24 protein-coding genes are annotated in these 22,257 nt (G+C 67.6%); 22 read left to right on the forward strand and 2 right to left on the reverse strand.

From position 1 onward, the window contains the following. Positions 1–36: 36 nt before the first annotated feature. The 13 genes from folP to G341_RS0104630 all read left to right on the forward strand — a co-directional run bounded on the left by folP (position 37) and on the right by G341_RS0104630 (position 11,065). Positions 37–867, forward strand: coding sequence for a dihydropteroate synthase (folP, locus tag G341_RS0104570; protein ID WP_026303247.1), 831 nt, complete (start codon positions 37–39; stop codon positions 865–867). After that, positions 860–1,246, forward strand: a complete 387-nt coding sequence (gene folB, locus G341_RS0104575) for a dihydroneopterin aldolase (protein ID WP_018177935.1) — start codon at positions 860–862, stop codon at positions 1,244–1,246. Before folP ends, folB begins: the two co-directional genes overlap by 8 nt. Beyond that, a complete protein-coding gene (gene folK / locus G341_RS0104580) occupies positions 1,243–1,737 on the forward strand; it encodes a 2-amino-4-hydroxy-6-hydroxymethyldihydropteridine diphosphokinase (protein WP_018177936.1) in 495 nt (164 codons plus the stop codon). Before folB ends, folK begins: the two co-directional genes overlap by 4 nt. After that, the gene (locus tag G341_RS0104585; RefSeq protein WP_018177937.1) at positions 1,734–2,255 is read left to right on the forward strand and encodes a DUF3180 domain-containing protein; all 522 of its coding nucleotides are present in this window, start codon (positions 1,734–1,736) and stop codon (positions 2,253–2,255) included. The genes folK and G341_RS0104585 overlap by 4 nt, the downstream gene beginning before the upstream one ends. A 187-nt stretch (positions 2,256–2,442) precedes the next feature. Beyond that, positions 2,443–3,567 carry a DUF6779 domain-containing protein gene (locus G341_RS0104590; RefSeq protein ID WP_026303248.1) on the forward strand — a complete coding sequence of 375 codons (1,125 nt, stop codon included), beginning with the start codon at positions 2,443–2,445 and terminating at the stop codon, positions 3,565–3,567. Positions 3,568–3,751: 184 nt separating this feature from the next. Next, positions 3,752–4,666: a Rossmann-like and DUF2520 domain-containing protein gene (locus tag G341_RS0104595; RefSeq protein WP_026303249.1), complete on the forward strand. Its 915-nt coding sequence runs from the start codon at positions 3,752–3,754 to the stop codon at positions 4,664–4,666. Continuing rightward, a complete protein-coding gene (gene panC, locus G341_RS0104600; RefSeq protein WP_051092645.1) occupies positions 4,663–5,607 on the forward strand; it encodes a pantoate--beta-alanine ligase in 945 nt (314 codons plus the stop codon). The genes G341_RS0104595 and panC overlap by 4 nt, the downstream gene beginning before the upstream one ends. A 5-nt stretch (positions 5,608–5,612) precedes the next feature. Then, positions 5,613–6,035 (forward strand): aspartate 1-decarboxylase, encoded by a 423-nt coding sequence (gene panD, locus G341_RS0104605; RefSeq protein ID WP_018177941.1) that lies wholly within the window; start codon positions 5,613–5,615, stop codon positions 6,033–6,035. 2 nt (positions 6,036–6,037) lie between these two features. Next, positions 6,038–6,832 (forward strand): type III pantothenate kinase, encoded by a 795-nt coding sequence (locus tag G341_RS0104610; protein WP_018177942.1) that lies wholly within the window; start codon positions 6,038–6,040, stop codon positions 6,830–6,832. 258 nt (positions 6,833–7,090) lie between these two features. Continuing rightward, a complete protein-coding gene (locus G341_RS0104615; protein WP_425402064.1) occupies positions 7,091–7,456 on the forward strand; it encodes a hypothetical protein in 366 nt (121 codons plus the stop codon). A 133-nt stretch (positions 7,457–7,589) separates the two neighbouring features. Continuing rightward, a complete protein-coding gene (gene lysS, locus G341_RS0104620) occupies positions 7,590–9,128 on the forward strand; it encodes a lysine--tRNA ligase (protein ID WP_018177944.1) in 1,539 nt (512 codons plus the stop codon). 126 nt (positions 9,129–9,254) lie between these two features. Beyond that, a complete protein-coding gene (locus tag G341_RS0104625) occupies positions 9,255–9,587 on the forward strand; it encodes a histone-like nucleoid-structuring protein Lsr2 (protein ID WP_018177945.1) in 333 nt (110 codons plus the stop codon). A gap of 74 nt (positions 9,588–9,661) precedes the next feature. Continuing rightward, positions 9,662–11,065, forward strand: a complete 1,404-nt coding sequence (locus G341_RS0104630; RefSeq protein WP_162140699.1) for an outer membrane protein assembly factor BamB family protein — start codon at positions 9,662–9,664, stop codon at positions 11,063–11,065. Positions 11,066–11,089: 24 nt separating this feature from the next. On the opposite strand, the gene G341_RS0104635 is transcribed toward G341_RS0104630, so the two are convergent. After that, the gene (locus G341_RS0104635) at positions 11,090–12,697 is read right to left on the reverse strand and encodes a FadD3 family acyl-CoA ligase (protein ID WP_018177947.1); all 1,608 of its coding nucleotides are present in this window, start codon (positions 12,695–12,697) and stop codon (positions 11,090–11,092) included. A gap of 143 nt (positions 12,698–12,840) precedes the next feature. Here G341_RS0104635 and G341_RS0104640 point away from each other — a divergent pair, with 143 nt between their 5' ends. The 7 genes from G341_RS0104640 to G341_RS0104670 all read left to right on the forward strand — a co-directional run bounded on the left by G341_RS0104640 (position 12,841) and on the right by G341_RS0104670 (position 19,082). Beyond that, positions 12,841–14,034: an acyl-CoA dehydrogenase family protein gene (locus G341_RS0104640; RefSeq protein ID WP_051092650.1), complete on the forward strand. Its 1,194-nt coding sequence runs from the start codon at positions 12,841–12,843 to the stop codon at positions 14,032–14,034. An 87-nt stretch (positions 14,035–14,121) separates the two neighbouring features. Further along, a complete protein-coding gene (locus G341_RS0104645) occupies positions 14,122–14,922 on the forward strand; it encodes an SDR family oxidoreductase (RefSeq protein ID WP_018177949.1) in 801 nt (266 codons plus the stop codon). A 35-nt stretch (positions 14,923–14,957) separates the two neighbouring features. Then, a complete protein-coding gene (locus G341_RS0104650; RefSeq protein WP_018177950.1) occupies positions 14,958–16,115 on the forward strand; it encodes an acetyl-CoA C-acetyltransferase in 1,158 nt (385 codons plus the stop codon). 272 nt (positions 16,116–16,387) lie between these two features. Further along, positions 16,388–16,519 carry a hypothetical protein gene (locus tag G341_RS24265; protein ID WP_281171100.1) on the forward strand — a complete coding sequence of 44 codons (132 nt, stop codon included), beginning with the start codon at positions 16,388–16,390 and terminating at the stop codon, positions 16,517–16,519. Positions 16,520–16,597: 78 nt separating this feature from the next. Further along, positions 16,598–17,212 carry a hypothetical protein gene (locus G341_RS20975; RefSeq protein WP_018177952.1) on the forward strand — a complete coding sequence of 205 codons (615 nt, stop codon included), beginning with the start codon at positions 16,598–16,600 and terminating at the stop codon, positions 17,210–17,212. A gap of 57 nt (positions 17,213–17,269) precedes the next feature. Beyond that, positions 17,270–18,259: an alpha/beta hydrolase gene (locus G341_RS0104665; RefSeq protein WP_018177953.1), complete on the forward strand. Its 990-nt coding sequence runs from the start codon at positions 17,270–17,272 to the stop codon at positions 18,257–18,259. A 70-nt stretch (positions 18,260–18,329) separates the two neighbouring features. After that, entirely contained in the window at positions 18,330–19,082 is a 753-nt protein-coding gene (locus G341_RS0104670; protein ID WP_018177954.1) for an isocitrate lyase/PEP mutase family protein, read from the forward strand. A gap of 19 nt (positions 19,083–19,101) precedes the next feature. Here the strand turns inward: G341_RS0104670 and G341_RS0104675 are convergent, their stop codons facing one another. Continuing rightward, on the reverse strand, positions 19,102–19,746 hold the full coding sequence (locus tag G341_RS0104675; RefSeq protein ID WP_018177955.1) for a hypothetical protein: 645 nt from the start codon (positions 19,744–19,746) through the stop codon (positions 19,102–19,104). Positions 19,747–20,197: 451 nt separating this feature from the next. Between G341_RS0104675 and G341_RS0104685 the strand changes: the two genes are divergently transcribed. After that, on the forward strand, positions 20,198–21,718 hold the full coding sequence (locus G341_RS0104685) for an aldehyde dehydrogenase family protein (RefSeq protein WP_018177956.1): 1,521 nt from the start codon (positions 20,198–20,200) through the stop codon (positions 21,716–21,718). Positions 21,719–21,803: 85 nt separating this feature from the next. Then, positions 21,804–22,169 carry a hypothetical protein gene (locus tag G341_RS0104690; protein ID WP_245556911.1) on the forward strand — a complete coding sequence of 122 codons (366 nt, stop codon included), beginning with the start codon at positions 21,804–21,806 and terminating at the stop codon, positions 22,167–22,169. The last annotated feature ends 88 nt before the right edge of the window (positions 22,170–22,257 follow it).

Consider the following 22,257-nt stretch of genomic DNA (forward strand, 5'->3'; position numbering starts at 1 on the left):
GGCCGATCGGCGAACGGCTCCCGCACGACCCGAATCATGGGCGTGGTCAACGTGACCGCCGATTCGTTCTCCGACGGCGGTCGCTATCTCGAGGCGGACGCGGCGATCGCGCATGGCGTCCAGTTGGTACGCGACGGTGCGGACATCGTCGACGTCGGCGGCGAGTCGACGCGGCCGGGCGCCGCGCGCGTGCCGGCCGAGGTCGAGCAGGATCGCGTCGTCCCCGTCGTGAAAGGGCTGGTGGCCGCGGGAATCACGGTGTCCGTCGACACCATGCGCGCGAGCGTCGCCGAGGCCGCCATCGAGGCCGGGGCGAGCATCGTCAACGATGTCACCGGCGGTGGCGGCGACCCCGACATGGCGAAAGTCGTTGGCGCGTCCGGAGTTCAGTGGATCCTGATGCACTGGCGGGCACTGGGCGGCGCCGAGTATCTGCACAGCGTGGACAACATTGGGGGCTATCGAGACGTGGTGGCCGAGGTGAGTGGCGAGTTGCTGGGCCGGGTCTATGACGCGGTCGAGGCCGGCGTCGATCCCGAACGGCTGATCCTCGACCCCGGACTCGGATTCGCCAAGGCGGCCGAACACAATTGGGCCCTGCTGCACGAACTGCCGACCCTGGTGGGACTCGGCTTCCCGATCCTGATCGGCGCGTCCCGCAAGCGCTTCCTCGGGTCGCTGCTCGCCGACGAGAACGGTCCGCGGCCACCGGCCGGCCGCGAGGTGGCGACCGCGGTGGTGTCGGCGCTGGCCGCAGAGCAGGGGGCCTGGGGCGTGCGGGTGCATGATGTTCGGTCCACCGCCGACGCGATCGCGGTGACGGCGGCGTGGGCGGATCGAGGACGGCGAGGGAGAGTCGATGGCTGATCGAATCGAGTTGCGCGGGTTGGCCGTTCGTGGACACCACGGGGTCTTTCCGGAAGAGCGGCGGGATGGGCAGGACTTCGTCGTCGACCTGGTGCTGTGGCTGGACCTCGCGCCGGCGGCGCTGTCGGACGAGCTCGCCGACACCGTCGACTACGGCGCCCTGGCGCAGCGCGCCCACGACATCGTGGCCGGCCCGCCGCGCGATCTCATCGAGACCGTCGCCACCGAGATCTGCGAGGACATCATGACCGACGCGCGGGTGGCCGCCGCCGAGGTCACGCTGCACAAGCCGGGGGCGCCGATCCCGCTGTCGTTCGGCGACGTCTCGGTGGTGGTGCGCCGCTCCCGGAAATCCGCCGGCGGAGCGAGGCTGCGGTGAGCCGTGCCGTGCTCTCGATCGGCTCGAATATCGGCGATCGGTGGGAACATCTGCAGTCGGTGGTGAACGATCTTGCGCCGCATATCGTTTCGCTGTCCCCGGTCTATCGGACCCCGCCCTGGGGGCCGGTCGAACAAGACGATTTTCTCAACGCGATCGTGATCGTGGACGCCCCCAGGGTGGACGCGCGCGGCTGGCTGGCGCGTGGCCAGGAACTGGAGAACGCCGCGGAGCGGGTCCGGGAAGTCCGTTGGGGCCCCAGGACTTTGGATGTCGACGTGGTGACGGTGCAGCACGTCGTCTCCGACGATCCGGTGTTGACGCTCCCGCATCCGCGGGCGCATGAGCGGGCCTTCGTGCTGATCCCATGGCTCGCCGCCGACCCGTCGGCATCGTTGGCGGGGACGCCGGTGGCCGAACTCGTCGCGGCGCTGCCCGCCGACGAGCGTGAGGCCGTCACGGTCATCGAGCAACGATTGGAACTGCCGTGAGCGCGCCGGCACCGACGCCGAAGAACGACGGCAGCCCCAACGGACTCGGCCCGACCCGGATCCGGGACCTGGCGGCGATCGCCGTCGTCACCGGTGTGGCCGCGTGGTTGCTGGTGCGGGTCGACTACGGGGACTGGCCCTCGCTGCCGCTCCTGGCCGGAATCGCGCTGTACGTGATCGCCGCGCTGGAGGTGATCATCGCGTTCGTGGTGCGCTCGCGACTGGAGCATCGCGGAGTGGGTGCCGATTCGAGCCAGCTGCATCCGTTGACCGCGGCGAAGATCGTCGCGCTGGCGAAGGCGTCGGCGTTGCTGGGCGCGTTGGCCACCGGATTCTGGGTCGGATTGCTGGTGTTCCTGCTGACCCAGCGCGGCGAGCTGGACGCGGCCGGGCGTGATCTGCCCGGTGCGGTCGTCGGCCTGGTGGGAGCGGTGGCTCTGGTCGCCGCCGCGCTGTGGCTCGAGTACTGCTGCCGGGTGCCGAAGGATTCGGGCGACGACCCCGCGACCGGTACGTGAGTCGCCGGTATTCCGAAGGCGCCTCTGAGCACGCCGCTGCCGTGGTTGTGCGGCGCGGGTACCGAACGCTCGGACGGAGGTTGTCGGCTCGTCGCGACGGTGCCGGCGCACGATCGGTACTGACCAGTTCGCGACTTTCCGGTGCAGGTCATCGAGGAAACGGTCACGGGACGGTATGTTGACCGGCATGACGACCTCGACCGGCCGGGGGGCCGACACTCGGCGAAGGAGCCGCAGTGCCGGACAGTGGTTGATCGGTGCATTGCTGGTGCTCGCCGTCGCCGCGAGCATCCTGATGATCTTCACCGCCAAGAACATGCCGATCGCGGCAGCTCTTGCGGTGGTGGCCGCGCTGTGGGCCGGCGTGATCGCCGCGATCCTGGTGACCCGGTACCGCCGGCAGGCCGATGCCGCCGAGGCCAAGTCGCGGGACCTGCGGCTGGTCTACGAGTTGCAGCTGGAGCGCGAGATCACGGCCCGCCGGCAGTACGAGATGGGCGTCGAGGCGCAGGTGCGCAAAGAGGTCGTCGGCAATGCCAACGAGGAACTCGCGGCGCTGAAGGCCGAGCTGCGGTCGCTGCGGTCGGCGGTCGAGGTCCTCGTGGGCGGCGAACTGCCCGAGGAGCAGACCGCGCTGGGCCGCGAGAAGCTGCGCGAACTCGGCCACGGCGTCGAGGCGGTCGATCACCGTGCCGTCTTCGACGGTGCCGTTGCCGAGCAGGACTTCGCGAGCACCCCGCGGCCGGACGCCGGCGGCCAGCATTCCGCCGAGCACGGCGCGTCGGCCCAGACCGCGACCTTCCCCGTCGTCGAACCGGATATCGCTGTGGCCGAACATGATTCGTCGGAGGATGAGGCGAACGCAGCCGGCATCATCGACACCGAGACGGTGTTCGAGACGCAGAACCCGCGGCCCGAGCCCACGGGGAACGTCGTCGAGGCCGAGTCGGTCGAGCCGGCGGCCGCCGGGCGGCACGGCAAGCCGTTGTCGCGCCGCGGCGGTCTGGTCGATGACACCCCGACGGACGAATGGGAGTCGATCTCGCGGCCCAATGGAATCCCCGCCGACCTGCTCGACGACGAGCCCGCCGCCGCGGTGCCGGAGCCGGAATACGCGGCCTCATCGGCCGGGTCGCACGCCCGGCACGGTGCGCCCGCGGCACCGGCGAGCACCGATGCGGCTGCGCCGGAAGCGGAGGAGCCGACCGGCGGCCGCCGCGGCGCACACACCGGCGGACGGTCGGTCTCGGAGTTGCTCAACGGCGCGCAATCGATGGTGTCGGGCGGCGGACGTCGGCGTCGCCGCGACTGAGCAGTGGCTTCCGCTGACTCGTGGCCCGAGGTAGGCGGGTGAAGCCAGTCACACGAAAGTGGCGCGTTTCCCAGCGGCCGAATACGCTCGGCCCTGCACGTCAGCGCAGGGCGCTGCACGAACGCAACCCTGGTAATCGTCTGGTACCCGAGTTCGGGACTGGAACGCACGCTTGGAGGAACCGGTGACCTCGAGCACCACCTGGCCCGCGCCTGCGCGGTTGTCCGTCGGTGTCGTTTCGGGTGGCCGCGTCGGCAGTGCCGTCGGGCACGCCCTCGAGGCGGCCGGACACGTTGTCGGCGGTGTCGTTGCTTCTTCTCCTACTTCTCAGGCGCTCGTAGCGCGCCGTCTCCCGGATTCGCAGATCGGCGATCTCGCCGCGGTCGCCGCGGTGGCCGAACTGCTGGTGATCGCGGTTCCGGACAGCGCGCTGACGTCCGTCATCGACGAATTGGCGGCGGTGGTCCGGCCGGGCACGATCGTCGCGCACACCGCCGGCGCGCACGGGGTCGGCATCCTCGACCCGCTGACCGCCCGGGGCGCGACGCCGCTGGCGATCCACCCGGCGATGACCTTCACCGGGGCGGACGAGGATCTGACGCGGCTGCGGACCGCCTGCTTCGGCATCACCGCGTTGGACGACATCGGCTACGCGATCGCGCAGGCCCTGGTCCTGGAGATCGGCGGCGAGCCGGTGCGGGTGCGCGAAGAGGCCCGCACGCTGTACCACGCGGCGCTGGCGCACGGCGCGAATCATCTGGTCGCGCTGGTCAGCGACTCCGTCGCCGCATTGCGGATCGTCCTTGCCGGACAAGAACTTCCGGGCCAGGAGCCGATCACCGACGCTCCCGACGGGCTCCCGGAACGCATCCTGCAGCCGCTGCTGACGGCCGCGCTCGACAACACCCTGCGGTCGGGTCCGGCGGCCCTCACCGGTCCGGTCGCGCGCGGTGATGCGGCGGCGGTCGCGGCGCATCTGGAAGCGCTCGACGAGGCAGATCCGCAACTGGCAGTGGCGTACCGGGCGATGTCGCGGCGGGCCGCGGCCTATACCGACGCCCCGGCGCCGTTGCTGGACGTATTGGCGGGACCGCAATGACGGAAGGTGCTTCCTTGAATTCCGCTGAGGCCCGGCCATTCGTCCCGGGCGAACTCTCCGTGCACCGCGACCCGGCGGTGGTGAGCCGGATCAGCCGGGCGCTGCGGGCCACCGGACGCAAGGTCGCGCTGGTGCCGACCATGGGTGCGCTGCATGCCGGCCATCTGGAACTGGTGCGGGCCGCAAAGCTGGGCGGCGCAACGGTATTCGTGTCGATCTTCGTCAACCCGCTGCAGTTCGGAGCGGGCGAGGACCTCGACGCGTACCCGCGCACCTTCGAGCGGGACTGCGAGCTGCTGCGCGCGGAAGGGGTCGAGGTCGTGTTCGCCCCGACCGTCGCCCATATGTATCCGGCCGGGCCGCGGACCACGGTGCAGCCGGGCCCGCTCGGTGCCGAGCTGGAGGGTCGCGCACGGGCCACGCATTTCGCGGGCATGCTGACCGTCGTCCTGAAGCTGCTGAACATCGTGGATCCGCACACCGCGTACTTCGGTGAGAAGGACTATCAGCAGTTGACGCTGATCCGCCAGATGGTGATCGATCTCAACATCGATGTGAAAATCGTTGGCGTGCCGACGGTTCGGGAACCCGATGGGCTTGCGATGTCGTCCCGCAATGCTTATCTCGACCCCCGTCAGCGCGAGCTGGCCACCACGTTGTCCGCGGCGCTGATCGCCGGCGCGCACGCCGCGGCCGGCGGGGTCGAGGGAATTCTCGCCGCCGCCACCGCCGTACTGAACGAGGCGCCGGAGATCGAGGTCGACTATCTCGAGGTCCGCGGACCCTGGCTGGAAGCGCCGCCGGAGCAGGGCGACGGCCGGCTGCTCGTCGCCGCCAAACTCGGAACCACCCGTCTGCTCGACAATGTCGGCGTCGCCATCGGCACCGGCTTCCTGAATCGTCCTGAATCCGGCGAGTCACTCGCCCAGAAGGGAAGTTAGCCACCATGTTTCGCGCCATGATGAAGTCCAAGATCCACCGCGCGACGGTCACCCAGGCCGATCTGCACTACGTGGGATCGGTGACGGTCGACGCCGACCTGCTCGACGCCGCCGACCTGCTCGAGGGCGAGCAGGTCACGATCGTCGACATCACCAACGGCGCCCGGCTCGAGACCTACATCATCGCCGGCGAACGGGGCAGCGGGGTGCTCGGAATCAATGGCGCGGCAGCGCATCTGGTGCATCCGGGCGATCTGGTGATCCTCATCGCCTACGGCGTCTACTCCGAGCAGGAGCTGGCGCATTACCGCCCGCATGTGGTGTTCGTCGACGAGCAGAACCAGATCACGCAGCTCGGCACGGATGCCGCCGAGGTCCCCGACGGTTCGGATCTATTGGATCCGCGGATCCTCGCCGACGCGCGGTAACGATGCTGCTCACGCTGGACGTCGGCAACACGAACATCCATCTTGGGGTGTTCGCGGGCCGCGGTGATCACGCGAGGCTGGTGCGCGACTGGCGCATGCGGACCGAGCCGCGGATGACGGCCGACGAGCTGGCGCTGACGATCCGCGGGCTGCTCGGCGCAGACATCGAGCAGGTGACCGCGGTCGCGGCCCTGTCGACGGTGCCGTCGCTGCTGCGCGAGATGCGGGTGATGCTGCCGAAGTATTTCGGCGCGGGCCCGCATGTGCTGCTGGAACCCGGCGTGCGAACCGGCGTCCCGCTGCTGGTCGACAACCCCAAAGAGGTGGGCACCGATCGGGTCGCCAACGCCCTTGCCGCGCATCACATCTATGGAACCGCCTGTGTCGTGGTCGATTTCGGTACCACCACGCTGGTCGACGCGGTGAGCGCCAAGGGCGAATTCCTGGGCGGCGCGATCGCCCCGGGCATCGACCTGGCGGTCGAGGCGCTCGCCGCCCGCACCGTCACCCTGCGCAAGGTGGAGCTCCTCCCGCCGCGCAGCGTCGTCGGCAAGAACACGATCGAGGCGCTGCAGTCGGGGATCCTCTACGGATTCGCCGGGCAGGTCGACGGCCTGGTCGGCCGGGTGCGTGCCGAGGTCCCGGGTTTCGATGCCGCCGACGTCACGGTCGTCGCTTCCGGATTCCTCGCGCCGTTGGTGTTCGACGAATGCTCGACGCTGACCGTGCACCATCCGTACCTGACTCTCGACGGACTGCGGCTCGTCTACGAGAAGCAGCGGGCCAAGGGCCTCTGAATGCCTCGGTCGGGCGCGGCGGTGTGACTTTCGCCTCGTGCGATCGAAATCTTGGCCGTGTCAGACGGGTATGTCAGACTGTTCGACGTGAGCAAGAGCTGTCAGGTGTGTCGCTAGGGGCCTTCGCGCCCCATCCACGCCTGCCCTGATCTCTTCTCACGAAAGCCCTCTGCCATGACTTTGGCCGTTACCCCTGTTTCTGTCACCTCCGTTTCTGCACCGTCCACCCGCACGCCTGTCGTGGCGAGCCGGTCGGCCGTGCCGCTGTCCATCACCGCCGATCGTTTCGTCGACGAGGTCACGGCAGGCGCCTATGCCGTCGACATCCGCGGTCAGCAGACCCGCGATACCGACGGAATCGTCGTGGGCGCCTTGGCGATCGAGCCTGCTGATGTCCTCGACCGGCTGACGCCCGGCAGCGGCCATGCGCTCGCGGCCGCCGCGCCGGCCACCCGCTGGATCCTGGTCTCCGACGACGGCCACGACGCCGAATGGCTGGCCTGGCACCTGCAGGCACGTGGACTGACCGGCGTGCGATTCGTCGTCGGCGGTCAGCGAGCGCTGCGCCGGTCGGCCATGCCCGATCATGTGCGACGGGTGTTGGCGACGGTCGCCGAGCACTGATTTTCTGTGGCTCTGGAGCGAGCACGGACAATAATCGCCGTTTGCCGCCGTATCTCTGACAGATAATCTGCGCGCTCGTGGCCCTCGGCCGCGGTTTCGGCGAGGACGCATCTCGCCAGTACGCTGTGCATCTGTGACGGATTCGCAGCAGCCCACCGCAACATCTGACAGCCCGGCCGGCGTCGCCGATCAGGTACCCGAGCAGCAGCGGATTCGCCTGGAGAAGCGCGATCGACTCATCGCCGCCGGCGGAGACGCGTATCGGGTCGACGTTCCGCGCACGCACACGTTGGCGCAGATCCGCGAGCAGTACCCGGATCTGGAGGCCGGCACCGAGACGGGTGACATCGTCGCCGTCGCGGGTCGGGTGATCTTCGTCCGGAACAAGGGAAAGCTCTGCTTCGGCACCCTGCAGGAGGGCGACGGCACCCAGCTGCAGGTCATGATCAGCCTCGCCGGCGTCGGCGAGGAGGCGCTCGCGGCCTGGAAGGCCGATGTCGATCTCGGCGATTTCGTCTTCGTTCGCGGCGAGGTGATCAGTTCGCGCACGGGCGAATTGAGCGTCATGGCCGCCGAATGGGGAATGGCATCAAAGTCGCTGCGCCCGTTGCCGGTCGCGCACAAGGAAATGAATGAGGAGTCCCGCGTCCGGCAGCGCTATGTGGACTTGATCGTGCGGCCTGGGGCGCGGGAAACCGCGCGAACGCGTGTCGCCGTGCTCCGCGAGTTGCGGGCCGCGCTCGATCGTCGCGGGTTCCTGGAAATCGAGACCCCAATGCTGCAGACGCTGCACGGCGGTGCGGCCGCTCGTCCGTTCGTGACGCATTCGAACGCCTTCGACATCGATCTCTATCTGCGAATCGCCCCGGAGCTGTTCTTGAAGCGGGCGGTCGTCGGCGGATTTGAGAAGGTCTACGAGATCAATCGGAACTTCCGCAATGAAGGGGCCGATTCAACGCATTCGCCGGAGTTCGCAATGCTCGAAACATACGAGGCCTACGGCACATACGACGATTCGGCCCGGATGATGCGTGAGTTGATCCAGGAAGTCGCGCAGGGATCGATCGGCACTTTGACGCCGACCATGCCGGATGGCACCGAATACGATCTTTCCGGCGAGTGGACCTCGCTCGAGATGTATCCGTCGCTGTCCGCGGCCGCCGGTGTCGAGATCACGCCGGAGACGACCGTCGCCGACCTGCTGGCCCTGGCCGCCAAGGTGGGCCTGGAGGTGCCGCGCGATCGCGGCTACGGCCACGGAAAGCTCGTCGAGGAATTGTGGGAGCATTTGGTCGGCTCGACATTGTCGGAGCCGGTGTTCGTCCGCGATTTCCCGGTCGAGACGTCACCACTGGTGCGCGCGCATCGCAGCGTGCCGGGCGTGGTGGAGAAGTGGGACCTGTATGTTCGCGGATTCGAACTCGCGACCGGATATTCGGAGTTGGTGGATCCGGTAATCCAGCGGGAACGGTTTGTCGACCAGGCACGCCTCGCTGCGGCCGGCGACGATGAGGCGATGGTGCTGGACGAGGAGTTCCTCGCCGCGATGGAACACGGAATGCCGCCCACGACCGGTACCGGGATGGGTATCGATCGACTGTTGATGGCGCTGACCGGCCTGGGTATTCGCGAAACCATTCTGTTTCCGCTCGTCAAGCCAACTGTGCGGTAAGACCGCCGGCGTTAGTCCGGATTAATTACACATCCCTTCCGGTGGAAATGTTTCTCCATTCCGGTTACTGTTGCGGACAGCGAGAATAACTCGCCACTGTTTCCGAATTAATTGGAGAATGGCGCAATGGCAAAGAAGGTCACGGTCACGCTGGTCGACGACGTCGACGACACCAAGACCGCCGACGAGACCGTGGAATTCGGTGTGGACGGTGTGACGTACGAGATCGATCTGTCGTCATCGAACGCCGATAAGCTCCGCAAAGACCTGGCCAAGTGGGTCGAGCACGGTCGGCGGGTCGGCGGCCGCAAGCGTGGCAAGAGCCTGGGTTCCCGCGCGTCGGTGGATCGCGAGCAGACCGCGGTAGTGCGCGACTGGGGAAAGAAGAACGGCTACGAGGTCTCGGCACGGGGCCGTATCTCTCAGGAAGTCATGGACGCATATAACGCGGCGCATTGAGCCTTCACAGATAATCGACAGCGGCCGCCGGGTGTCCCGGTGGCCGCTGTTGCATGTTCGGCGAGGAGACTCCAGTGACACATCCGGCACCCGGACCCGTGACCCGCGGACCGTCGGCGCAGTCGGCGTATCGATGGCTCGGCATCGCGATCGCCGTGGCGGTGGTGGTCGCGGTCGTCGCGACGGTGTTGGCACTGGTCGGCATCCCGGTCAAGGGATCGGCGGGCGTCAGCGCGGGCCCGGCCGGAACGGCCGGCGGACCGTTCACCGCCTCGCTGCCGACGCAGCCGGTGCAGCGGTGGACGGCGGCGGGATCGGACGTGTTCGGCTCGAGTGCCCACGACATCGGCTACACGAGTTCGGGTGGCGGAATCGCGGTGCTCGGTGCCCACACCGACGGCGACAACCAGGTGATGGCGGTGAACGTGGCCGACGGGCGCCCGCACTGGCCGCGCCCGACCCCGGTGCCCAATGCAAACGGGTGCTGGGTGACCGACTTCGGCGACGTGCTGTGCAAGTCGTCGTCCCTCGGAGACGACCAGGCCTCGGTGTACTTCATCTCGGGGACCGACGGTTCGATTCGCAAACAGATCCGGGTGCCGGCCGGGTTGATCGACATCGCCGCGGTCGATTCGACGTGGATCGTCTACGTGTCGGCCTATGGATCGGATGCGACGGATGTCTACGGCTACGGCCCGGACGGCACGCAGCGCTGGCATGTCGGCGGGGACCTCTACCAGACGCCGCTGGTGTCGCGGTCGACCGGCCTGGTCGCGATCCAGAACAGCTCGCAGGGGCAGGTGGTGCGCGGCACGGACGGCCACGTGGTCTATTCGACGGGTGGACGCAGCTCCGGCTTCAACCGGATCACCATGTTCTACAACGGATTCGCCGTGAGTTCGATCCCGTCCGGCGGCGGTCCGAACGAGGTCGCGCTGTATGACGCGGGCGGCCGTCAGGTCACCGTCAACCGTGACGACTGGCAGGCCACCAGCCAGACCAACTACGACCCGTTCAGCGCCAGCTTCGACTGCAGCGGGGTCGTGGTCTATCAGAGCACCGCATCGGGCAAGGGCGAAACGCTCGGGGTGCTCGACCCGGTCAGCGGAAAGCTGTTGTGGCGCACCACCTTGGACGGCGGGCTGCGCAACGACCGCTGCAACGGCGACCGGGTGTTCTCCATCCCGATCGACAACGGCTACAGCGACACCGTCTTCGACCTGCGCAGCGGGCACGCGTACGGCACCATCGATCTGGTCAGCAGCGATGCGCTGATGGGCAGCGACGGTAAGTCGGCGGTGTACCGGATCTCGTCCGCGCCCGGATCGCACACCGTCGTGGCGATCGCGGCGTTCGACCTGACGACGCTGCAGAAGGTGTGGACCTATCCGCTCGACTCCGGCACCGACTGGAATCTCGACGACGCCGGGCTGTGGAAGATCAACACCACCACGATCTCCCGCTACACCTCCGGCTGATCGGACGCAGGCGGTGCGCGGTCGTCAGGCCAGGTCGCGCTTGAGGATCTTGCCCGCGGCGTTGCGCGGGAACTGGTCGACGAAGACCACCGAGCGCGGCACCTTGAACCCGGCCAGGCGTTCCTTGGCGAAGGCGATCACCTCGTCCTCGGTGACCGAAACACCTTCGCGCACGGTGAGATACGCCTTGCCGATCTCGCCGAGCCGCTCGTCCGGAACGCCGATGACGGCGGCTTCGGTGACGCCGTCCAGCCGCGAGAGCGCCTGCTCGATCTCGGCGGGATAGACGTTGAATCCGCCGCTGATGTACATGTCCTTGAGTCGGTCGGTGATCCGCAGATTGCCATGCTCGTCGATGGTCCCGATATCGCCGGTGTGCAGCCAGCCGTCGGCGTCGATCGCGGCCGCGGTCGCATCGGGATCGTCCAGGTAGCCCTGCATCACCATCTTGCCGCGAGCGAGCACCTCGCCCTGATCCGACAGGGAGATCTCCATGCCCTCGAAGGCCCGGCCGCAGGTGTTGGCGACGGTCTCGTCATCGTCGTCCGGTGTACAGGTCGACACGAATCCGCTGGTCTCGGAGAGGCCGTAGGCGGTGATGACCGTGTCTACGCCGAGATCCTGCTGGATCCGCTCGACCAGGACGACGGGCACGATCGACGCGCCGGTGACGACCAGTCGCACCGAGGAGAGATCGAATTCGGACCGCTTCGGGTCGTCGAGGATCGTCTGGAAGATGGTGGGCGCGCCCGGAAAGACCGTCGCCTTGCGTGACTGCGCCAGCGTCATCGCCGCCTCGGTCGAATACACCGCCAGCGGCAGCATGGTGGCGCCGAACAGGGTGCACACCAGGATTCCGGCCTTGTAGCCGAAGGTGTGGAAGTACGGGTTGAGCATCAGATACTGATCGTCCGGATTGATCCGCCCGTTGCGACCCCAGGCCCGCGACCCGTTGATCGTCTGCTGATGCTGCGCCAGAACACCTTTCGACCGTCCGGTGGTCCCGGAGGTGAACAGGATGTCGGAGATGTCGGTGGGCGCGACCGCATCCGCGCGGCGCTCGGCCGCGGCGGCGTCGAGTGCCGATGCGGCCGACTGGAAGTCGTTCCAGTCGAGGGTGCCGTCGCGGTGGACGTCATCGGCGTCGAGGCGGATACGGATGACCGCCGCGAGGTCGAGCGAGTCGACGTCCAGCGAACCGCCCGCCGCGGCGACCAGATCGTCGAACTTCTCGACGCCGAGGAAGGCGCCGACGACGACGAGGCCCTTCGCGTGGGTGCGCTCGAGGATCTCCAGCGCCTCCGGCGCGGTGTAGCGGGTGTTCAGCGGCACCAGGGTGGCGCCGGCGTAGTGGACGCCCAGTGCGGCGATCGGCCAGTGGAAGCTGTTCGGCGCCCACACGGCGACGCGGTCGCCGGCGTCGACGCCCTGGTTGATGAGGCCGGCGGCGAAGGTGCGTGCCTCGGCGTGCAGCTGGGCCCAGGTGAGCGTGACCGGCTCGCCCCACTGGTCGTCGATGACGGCGGTGCGCTCGGGCCACAGCGCCGCGGCCCGCCGCAGCGCCTGCGTCGTCGTCGTAACTGCATCGACGTCGGCGACATCGGTCGCTGAACGGACTTCAGATCCGGACACAAATCCTCCAATAGCGTGCGCTTATACCCCTGCTCAGGACACCCGAGATACAAAACCTAGCAAATGCTTGGTAGGTTGGCTGCGTGAACATCGCCACCGCACTCGTCGACCGTAGTGTCGATCTCGGCGATTACGCCGATTCGATGGATGATTTCGTCGTCGCCGTCCGCGACTGGTTGTCGGCGAACCTCGTCGGAGAATTCGCCGAATTGCGTGGTCGTGGCGGCCCGGGCAGCGAGCATGAGTTCCACGACGCGCGTCTGCGCTGGGACCAGCATCTCGCGGCCAACGGACTGACCTGCCTCGGCTGGCCCACCCGATACGGCGGCCGCGGCGCGACCATCGAGCAGCGCATCGCGTTCCATCAGGAATACGCGCGCGCCGGGGCGCCGGCGCGGGTCAACCACATCGGTGAAGAACTGCTCGGCCCGACGCTGATCGAGTTCGGCACCGAGGAGCAGAAGGCCCGCTTCCTGCCCGGCATCGCCGACTCGACGGTGCTGTGGGCGCAGGGCTACAGCGAACCGGGCGCCGGGTCCGATCTCGCGAACGTGTCGACGACGGCCGAGCTGCGCGACGGCAAGTGGATCGTCAACGGGCAGAAGGTGTGGACCTCGCTGGCGCATGTCGCCGAGTGGGCGTTCGTCATCTGCCGCACCGAGCCGGGTTCGAGCCGGCACAAGGGACTGAGCTTTCTCCTGGTGCCGCTGCACCAGGACGGCGTCACCGTGCGACCGATCCAGCAGCTCACCGGCACCTCCGAGTTCAACGAGGTCTTCTTCGATGATGCCGAGACCGACGAGTCGTTGGTCGTCGGCGCGCCCGGGGACGGCTGGGGCGTCGCGATGGGGCTCCTGCAGTTCGAGCGCGGCGTCTCGACGCTCGGCCAGCAGGTCGGGTTCGCCCGTGAGCTGGACGGGATCGTCGCCACCGCGAAAGCCAATGGGGCCGATCGGATTCCGTCGATCCGCGAGCGCATCGCCCGCGCCTGGCTGGAGCTGCGCGTCATCAAGGCACATGCCGCGCGCACCCTCGCGACGGTCGAGACCGCGGGATCCGGCGCCGACGCCTCGGTGTCGAAGCTGTTGTGGGCCAACTGGCATCGCTCGCTCGGCGAGCTGGCCGTCGACGTGACCGGACCGGCCTCGCTGATCGGGCCGGACGCCACGTCCGAGGGTAAGCCCAACGACCTGTCAGACCCCGAGCATGTCGAACTAGACGAGGCTCAGCGACTGTTTCTCTTCACGCGCGCCGACACGATCTACGGCGGCTCGAATGAGGTGCAGCGCAACATCATTGCCGAGCGCGTGCTCGGCCTTCCGCGAGAGGCCCGCTGATGGCGAGCCGAATCCGGTCCGCATCCGTAGACGTTGCGGGCACCTTGCACTCCATCCACTGCGAAGCCCGCTAAGAGAGGCAGCTGAATGACCAAGTCACCCCTGGCCGCTATTCCCGAGGAGATCGGCGGACACGATCTGCTGGCCGGCAAGAAGGTCGTCGTGACCGCCGCCGCCGGCACCGGCATCGGCTTCGCCACCGCGCGCCGGGCGCTGCTCGAGGGCGCCGACGTGCTGGTGTCCGACTTTCACGAGCGTCGTCTCGGCGAGACCGTCGAGAACCTGAAGGGCGAATTCGGTTCGCAGCAGGTCGAATCCTTCGTCTGCGACGTCTCCAGCACCGAGCAGGTCGACGCGCTGATCGCGGCGTCCGCAGAAAAGCTGGGGCGCATCGATGTGCTCGTCAACAACGCCGGACTCGGCGGCGAGACGCCGGTCGTCGACATGACCGACGAGCAGTGGGACCGCGTCCTCGACATCACGCTGAACAGCACCTTCCGCGCCACCCGAGCCGCGCTGCGCTACTTCAAGTCCGTCGGACGGGGCGGGGTCCTCGTGAACAACGCATCGGTATTGGGTTGGCGCGCACAGCATTCGCAGGCGCATTACGCGGCGGCCAAGGCCGGCGTCATGGCGCTGACCCGCTGCTCGGCCATCGAGGCCGCCGAATACGGCGTGCGCATCAACGCGGTCGCGCCGTCGATCGCGCGGCATCCGTTCCTGGCCAAGGTGACCAGCGAAGAACTGCTCGACGACCTGGCATCGCGCGAGGCCTACGGTCGCGCGGCCGAGGTCTGGGAGATCGCCGCCACCATCGCGATGCTCGCCAGTGACTACACCACCTACCTCACCGGCGAGATCGTCTCGATCTCCAGCCAGCGAGCATAATTTCTATAGCCCTCACCAGTAAGGGGAGAGATCCGATGAGCACACCACAGGCCTACATCGTCGACGCCGTCCGCACGCCGGTCGGCAAGCGCAACGGTTCGCTGGCGAAGGTGCACCCGGCAGACATGGGCGCCCACGTCATCAAGGCGATCCTCGATCGCACCGGCATCGACCCGAACGTCGTCGACGACGTCGTCTTCGGCTGTGTCGACACCATCGGCCCGCAGGCCGGCAACATCGGTCGCACCGCCTGGCTCGCCGCCGGGGGGCCGCTGAGCGTGCCCGGCACCACGGTCGACCGCCAGTGCGGATCATCGCAGCAGGCAATCCATTTCGCGGCGCAGGCCGTGATGAGCGGCACGCAGGACGTGGTGCTCGCCGGCGGCGTGCAGAACATGAGCGCCATCCCGATCAGCCAGGCGATGATCGCCGGCCAGGAGTTCGGCTTCACCACGCCGACGGCCGAGTCGAAGGGCTGGACCGAGCGGTTCGGCGACGCCGAGATCAGCCAGTTCGTCGGCGCCGACATGATGGCCAAGAAGTGGGACATCAGCCGCCTCGACATGGAGCAGTGGTCGCTGCAGTCGCATCAGCGCGCCAAGGCGGCCATCGCGGCCGGCCGCTTCGACAACGAATACGTGGCCCTGGGCGACTGCGTCGTCGACGAATGCCCGCGGGAGACCTCGCTGGAGAAGATGGCGTCGCTCGACGTGCTCGCCGAGGGCTCGGACCTGACCGCCGCGGTCGCCTCGCAGATCTGCGACGGTGCCTCCGCCACCCTCGTGGTGTCCGAGAAGGCGCTCAAGGAGTACGGCCTCAAGCCGCGGGCGCGGATCCACCACATCAGCGTGCGCGGCGACGACCCGGTGATGATGTTGTCGGCGCCCGTCCCCGCCACCAAGTACGCCCTGGAGAAGACGGGGATGTCGATCGACGACATCGACGTCGTGGAGATCAACGAGGCCTTCGCGCCCGTCGTCCTGGCGTGGCTCAAGGAGACCGGCGCCGACCCGGCCCGCGTCAACCCCAACGGCGGCGGCATCGCCCTCGGTCATCCGCTCGGCGCCACCGGCGCCAAGCTGTTCGCCACCCTGCTCAACGAACTCGAGCGCGTCGGCGGCAAGTACGGCCTCCAGACGATGTGTGAAGGCGGCGGGACCGCCAATGTCACCATCATCGAGCGGCTGAGCTGACACTCACTGCAAACCAACACACGCGCGGCTCTGGGTCAGGTGACCCGGGCCGCGCGTTTTTTCGTGTCGGCGGAATGGCTGTTTGCGACGCTGTGCGCTGCAGGGTTCGCGATAGTACACGAAATTTCTCCCGTTGAGTGGAATATTCTCGACATCCGGTTTGGAGTGGGGCACCCCGGGCATGTAGTTTGAACCGGTCACTAATCCGGGTGATCGAACTCATATCGATCACTGCCTGTGACTGCCACAACCTGTTTGAGAAAGGCTTCACTATGTCCAACCTCCCAGATCTCAGCGGCCTCACCCAGCTGCTGGCCACCGTCAACGCTGTGCTCGGCCAGGCCGGCTCGAACGACCAGGGCGGCAGCCAGGCTGGTACCGGCAGCATGGGCCCGACGGCCTGACCCGTCGACTGGGCATTGTCAGAATCTGACATCGGACGACGGGCCGCGACGCATTCTCTGCGTCGCGGCCCGTCTTCTGTGTCCGCTGGCCCCGCCCGTCCGCTCCGGGTCGCCGAACTTGCCGAGGCCGCGCGCCTGACCGGTGACGCGCTGGTCGAGATGCCATTGTTCGACTGGGTGCTCGGCGGCGACGCCGCCGATCCGGAGGCGCGCGCGGTGCTGGCCACGGTGATCCTGCGCCCGATGCTGCTGTCCGGCCGGGTGCTCGGCGTCTTCGATGGCGACCGGCTCGACGGCGTGCTCGCCTGGCATGCGCCCGGCGATCGCGAGGCGAGTGCCGGCACCCAGGTCGCAGAGGACGCGCAGCGACTCGTGCAGCGGCCGGAGATGGCACGACGACTCGTCGATCTCTGGTCGCGCGATCCGTTGCCGCCGCCCGGGCCCGACGCGGTCGGCGTGCCGATCGCGGCGGTGCGACCGGACGCGCGCAGTGCCGGTGTGCTGCACCGGCTCATGGAGCCGGTCGAGCATTACTGCGCAACCCATCGCCGACAGTTCTTTGTCTGGACCGGACGCGAAGAGCTGCGCGACGGCTTCGCCCGCGGCTGGAACCTGACCCTCTACGCCACCGTCGAGGTCGCCGACGGTGCCACCTTGTACGGGCTGGTGTCGGCGCCGGTCACCGATTCTTGAATTCCGCGTCGTCCCTCTGAAAAATTCATCGCGCATCACCGCGCCCAAGGAGAGTTTGTGAAGTTCTCACACCGTGTTCGTCTCGCCGGGGTCCTGTCCTCGGCCGCCCTGTTGCTGACCGGTCTGGCCGCCGGTCCCGGATTGGCGGCGCCGTCCGGCGTCACCGCATCCAGCGACGTCAGCCCGCGGGAGTCGAACATCGTCGTTCATTCCGCAGCGATGGATCGCAACATCCCGCTGACAATCCTCAAGCCCAAGGATCAGTCACGGCCGGCGCCGGTGCTGTACCTGCTGAACGGCGCGGGCGGCGGCGAGGACACCGCGACCTGGCAGCACAACACCGACATCGTGAAGTTCTTCGCCAATAAGCAGGTGTACGTGGTGATCCCGATGCAGGGCGCCTTCACCTACTACACCGACTGGATCAAGCCCGACAAGAAGCTCGGCGTCAACAAGTGGTCGACATTCCTCGGCAAGGAGCTGCCGGCCGCGATCAACGGCACTTATAAGACCACCGGCGTGAACGCGATCGCCGGCATCTCGTCGTCGGCCACGTCGGTGCTGAATCTGGCGATCCAGCACAAGGGCCTCTACAAGGCGGTCGGCTCGTACAGCGGCTGCGCCAGCACCTCCAGTGAGTACGGCATCCTCTATATGCGGCTCGTGATCGAGGTGCGTGGCGGCGGCGATGCCCGCAACATGTGGGGCCAGTACGGCGGCCCGCTGTGGAAGCAGAACGACCCGGTGCTGCGCGCGGGCGAACTGCGCGGAATGTCGCTGTACCTGAGCGCCGCGACCGGCCTGCCGGGTGAGCATGACAACCTCGGGGTGGTGCCGGACCCGAGCACGCTGGCCGACCGGATGGTCGTCGGCGGCACCATCGAGGCGGCCACGCGGCTGTGCACCGAAGAGCTCGCGTCGCGTCTGCACCAGCTGAATATTCCGGTCACCGTCGACCGGCCGCTGGGCGGCACGCACTCGTGGCCGTACTGGCAGGACCAGCTGCACAAGTCCTGGCCGCAGCTGGGCCGAGCGATCGGCGCCTGACACCACCACGACGCAGCGATGCACACCGAGAACGGTGTGCATCGCTGCTCCGTCATGCCAGACTGGCGCCATGACCTCCCTCGCTGATCTCGCCGCCACCCTCAAGTCCCTGCACCGCAAGGGCGACCCCGTCGTCCTGCCGACCACATGGGATGCCTGGTCGGCGAATACCGCGGTGGCCGCGGGGTTTTCGGCCCTCACCGTGGGCTCGCATCCGATGGCCGATTCCGTCGGCCGCGCCGACGGCGAGGGGATGACCTTCGAGGAGGCCATGACGCGCGTCGCCCAGATCACCGGTGCCGTATCGGTGCCGGTGTCGGTGGATATCGAATCCGGGTACGGGCAATCGCCGGAGCGGCTGATCGAGGGGCTGCTCGGCGCCGGCGCCGTCGGCCTGAACATCGAGGACACGGTGCACTCCGAGGGCGGCCGGTTCCGCGACGCGCAGGAGCACGCCGATCTCGTGGCCGCGCTGCGGGCGGCCGCCGACGCGGCGGGCGTTCCGGTGGTGATCAACGCTCGCACAGACATCTTCAAGAATCAGGTCGGCGACGAGTCCGATCGGGTCGATCGGGCCATCGCGCGCATGCAGCTCTGCGTCGACGCCGGTGCCGACTCGCTGTACCCGGTGGGGTTCCACGACGACGACACGCTTCGACGGCTCGCGGACGGGCTCCCGCTGCCGGTCAACGCGATCGCCAACCCGGCCACGGGCGATCTGGCGGCGCTCGCCGCGGCCGGCGCGGGACGGATCAGCTTCGGCCCGATCTGGCAGATGGTGCTCACCGAGCGGTCGAACGAACTGCTGGCCCGCTGGCGCTAGCGGCGTTCGGGCCTGCGGGTCAGGCGCGCACGTCGCGATCGCGCGGCACGGTCTTCGGGATCGGCGGGCGATCGGAGACGACCCCGTACATGGTGATGCCGTTCCGTTCGGTGGTGGCGAATTCGGCTGTGTTCCAGCCGGATATGAACCAGTCGCGGAGAGCCGGCGATCCGGTCCAGGCGTAGAACGGCCGATTCCGCTCGTGACAGAACGCTTCGACCGTCCGCATCAGATCGAGTAGGGCCCGTCCGCCCCGGGCCTCCGGGAGCAGCGCGACGAACAAGCAGTTGACCGCGTCGTCGACCGGCGACGGCAGTGGCGGGCTCGTCCAGAGTTCGAGCAGGCGTTCCCGGAGCCCAGGGGTTCGAGCGGCGACGGCGACATCGGCCGGCGTCAGCGGCGGCTGTCCGTCGGGGGAGAGGTCGACGTCATGCGGCTGCCAGGCCAGCACTCCGACGAGGCGGCCGTCCTCTTCCGCGCCGGCGGCGCAGCCGACGCGAAGCAGCGGCCGCAGCAGAAGTTCGGCCAGCCATTCGAGCTTCTCGGGATCGTCGACATGCTCGCCGAGGAGCCACTGGTACAGCGGGATCTGGCCGATGCCTTGCGCCATGACGGCGACCGCGGGTCGCAGGTGGCCCTCGTCGAGGGTGATGATGTGTGCCATCGAGGCCTTCTTGTCAATGCGGGTCGACAGACAGGTGGGCCGCCTCGTCGAGTGACGAAGCGGCCCACCGATCAGCCTTCAAAGTGGCTACGAGCCGGAAGCGCTTCCGCTGTCGCCGCTCGATCCGGCACCCAGTGCCTCGAGGATCGGGGTGATGAAGTCGATTTCCATCCGGATCGGACCATCTGCCATTTTCACGCTTCTTTCTCTAGGAGGATGTTCCGCCCGATTGGCTCCAATCGGACGGAGCCGACGTTACGGACTCGTGTTCAAAAAATCGCACAAAAACTCTAGTTCGTTATCTAAGCGTAATAGTCGAAGTATCGCGAATTTCAATTGTATGATCGCTGGTCACGACCGCTTTCTGTCCGGAGCGAGCGCTCGGACTGGATAACGATCTGTGACTTGCCGCATACTGGAGCGGACACAGTCGTCACCAGAAGGGCATCTCATGACCAAACCGGCCGATACCAGCGCAGCCAACGTCGGCGCAGCAGCCGACGTGCAACCGTCCTCGGAGCAGCACACGCTCGAGGAGCTGGTGGAAATCCAGCGCGCGGCGTTCCTGCGCGACGGCATCCCTGATGCTCGGACGAGGATCGACCGGATCAACCGCCTGCAGGCGCTGCTGCTCGATCACGCCGAGGAGATCGCCGAGGCGCTGACCGCCGACTTCGGTTCGCGTCCGCGGGAGCTGTCGATCGCGACCGATGTGGTCGGCTGCATGCTCGACATCGCGCATCAGAAGCGACACCTGACCAAGTGGATGGCGACCGAGGCGCCCGGCAAGATCCTCGCGACGATGGGTCTCAAGCAGCAGGTGCGGCACGATCCGCTCGGCGTCGTGGCGATCATGGGGCCTTGGAACTTCCCGCTGCAGCTCACCTTCGTGCCGGCCGGTGCCGCCTTGGCGGCCGGCAACCGTGTGCTGCTGCGGCCGTCGTCGATCACCAAGCGCACCACCGACGTGATCGCGCGGCACGCGTCCGATTACTTCTCGGTGGAGGAGCTGGCGGTCGTGACGAGCAAGTACGGCTCGGGCTCGGACTTCGCGAAGCTCAAGGTCGACCACATGTTCTTCACCGGCTCGCCCGAGGTCGGCGCGTCGGTGGCGACCGAGGCCGGTAAGAACCTGGTGCCGGTCACGCTGGAGCTGGGCGGCAAGAACCCGGTCGTCGTCGACAAGGACGCCGACCTCGACAAGGCGGCCAAGCGCATCGCCGACTCGCGTCTGGTCAACAGCGGCCAGGTGTGCCTGTGCCCGGACTACGTCTTCGTCCCCGAGGACAAGATCGGCGAGTTCACCGACAAGGTGCTGGCGCGCTGGCGCGAGACCAACCCGTCGATCCGCGACAACGGCGACTACACCGCCACCATCAACACCAAGAACTACGAGCGCATCGTCGACCTGATCGACGACGCCGAGAAGCTTGGCGCCACCAAGCATCAGGTGATCCCGCCCGGCGAGCGGCTGCCCGACGCCGAGGTCCGCAAGATCCCGCCGACGCTGCTGACTGGCGTCAAGGCCGGCATGAAGATCGAGGAGGACGAGGTCTTCGGTCCGGTGCTTACGGTCTATCCGTACCGCGAACTCAGCGAGGCGATCAGCCATATCGCCAGCCATCCGCATCCACTGACGATGTATTGGTACGGGCCGGAGAACGAGCGTTTCAAGACGCTGCAGGACAGCACGCGCAGCGGGTCGATCAACGCGAATGACTTCGCGCTCAACCTCTTCGGGCCGAATCTGCAGTTCGCCGGCGTCGGCAAGAGCGGCATGGGCGGTTACCACGGCAAGTACGGTTTCGACACGTTCTCGCATGCGCGCGCGGTGGCGATCTCCAAGATGCCGCTGTCGGTCGCCGAGCTGCTGTCGGCGCCGTTCGCGCCGAAGGACATCCGGCTGACCAATATGCAGCTCAAGATGTGGCGCAAGCTCACGGCGCGGGCGCAGAAGAAGCTGCAGCGCTAGGGCCGGCCTGCGGCCGGTAACGATCCGGCGGGCGACGATCGACATCCATAGGACGGGTGTTTTGTTCGCTTTCGGAAGGGTGTCGATGAAACGATCAGTAGCCGTTGCCGCCGGATCCGCCCTGGCCGCATCCGGTCTGGGGCTTGGTGTGATGGTCGGCGCCGGCACCGCGCAGGCCGGACCGCAGGATTGCACCGTCACCCGGGACCTGGTCAGCGCCACTGCGACATGCCATGACCACAACGCCCCGGCGGGCCGGGAGTACACGGTCGTGGTCGAGTGCAATGGTCTGCACGGTGTGCCGAACGCGTTTCCGCTCATGGCTTTTGGTCCGTATCGCGGATCCTGGGGCGGTTCCTTCGGTCCGTCTGGCCACGGGTCGGCATCCTGCCTCGGACCATTCAGTGTCGGTGTGGCCGCCGGCGCTCATGTCGAGATGTATCGATCCTGATTCGAGGCTAGCGCCGCTGGAGCCTGACACATACGGCCCGTCGAGGAGAATGTCTCCTCGACGGGCCGTATGTGTCAGGACTCCAACG

It is taken from the genome of Jongsikchunia kroppenstedtii DSM 45133 (genome assembly GCF_000380485.1).
GTDB lineage: Bacteria > Actinomycetota > Actinomycetes > Mycobacteriales > Mycobacteriaceae > Jongsikchunia > Jongsikchunia kroppenstedtii.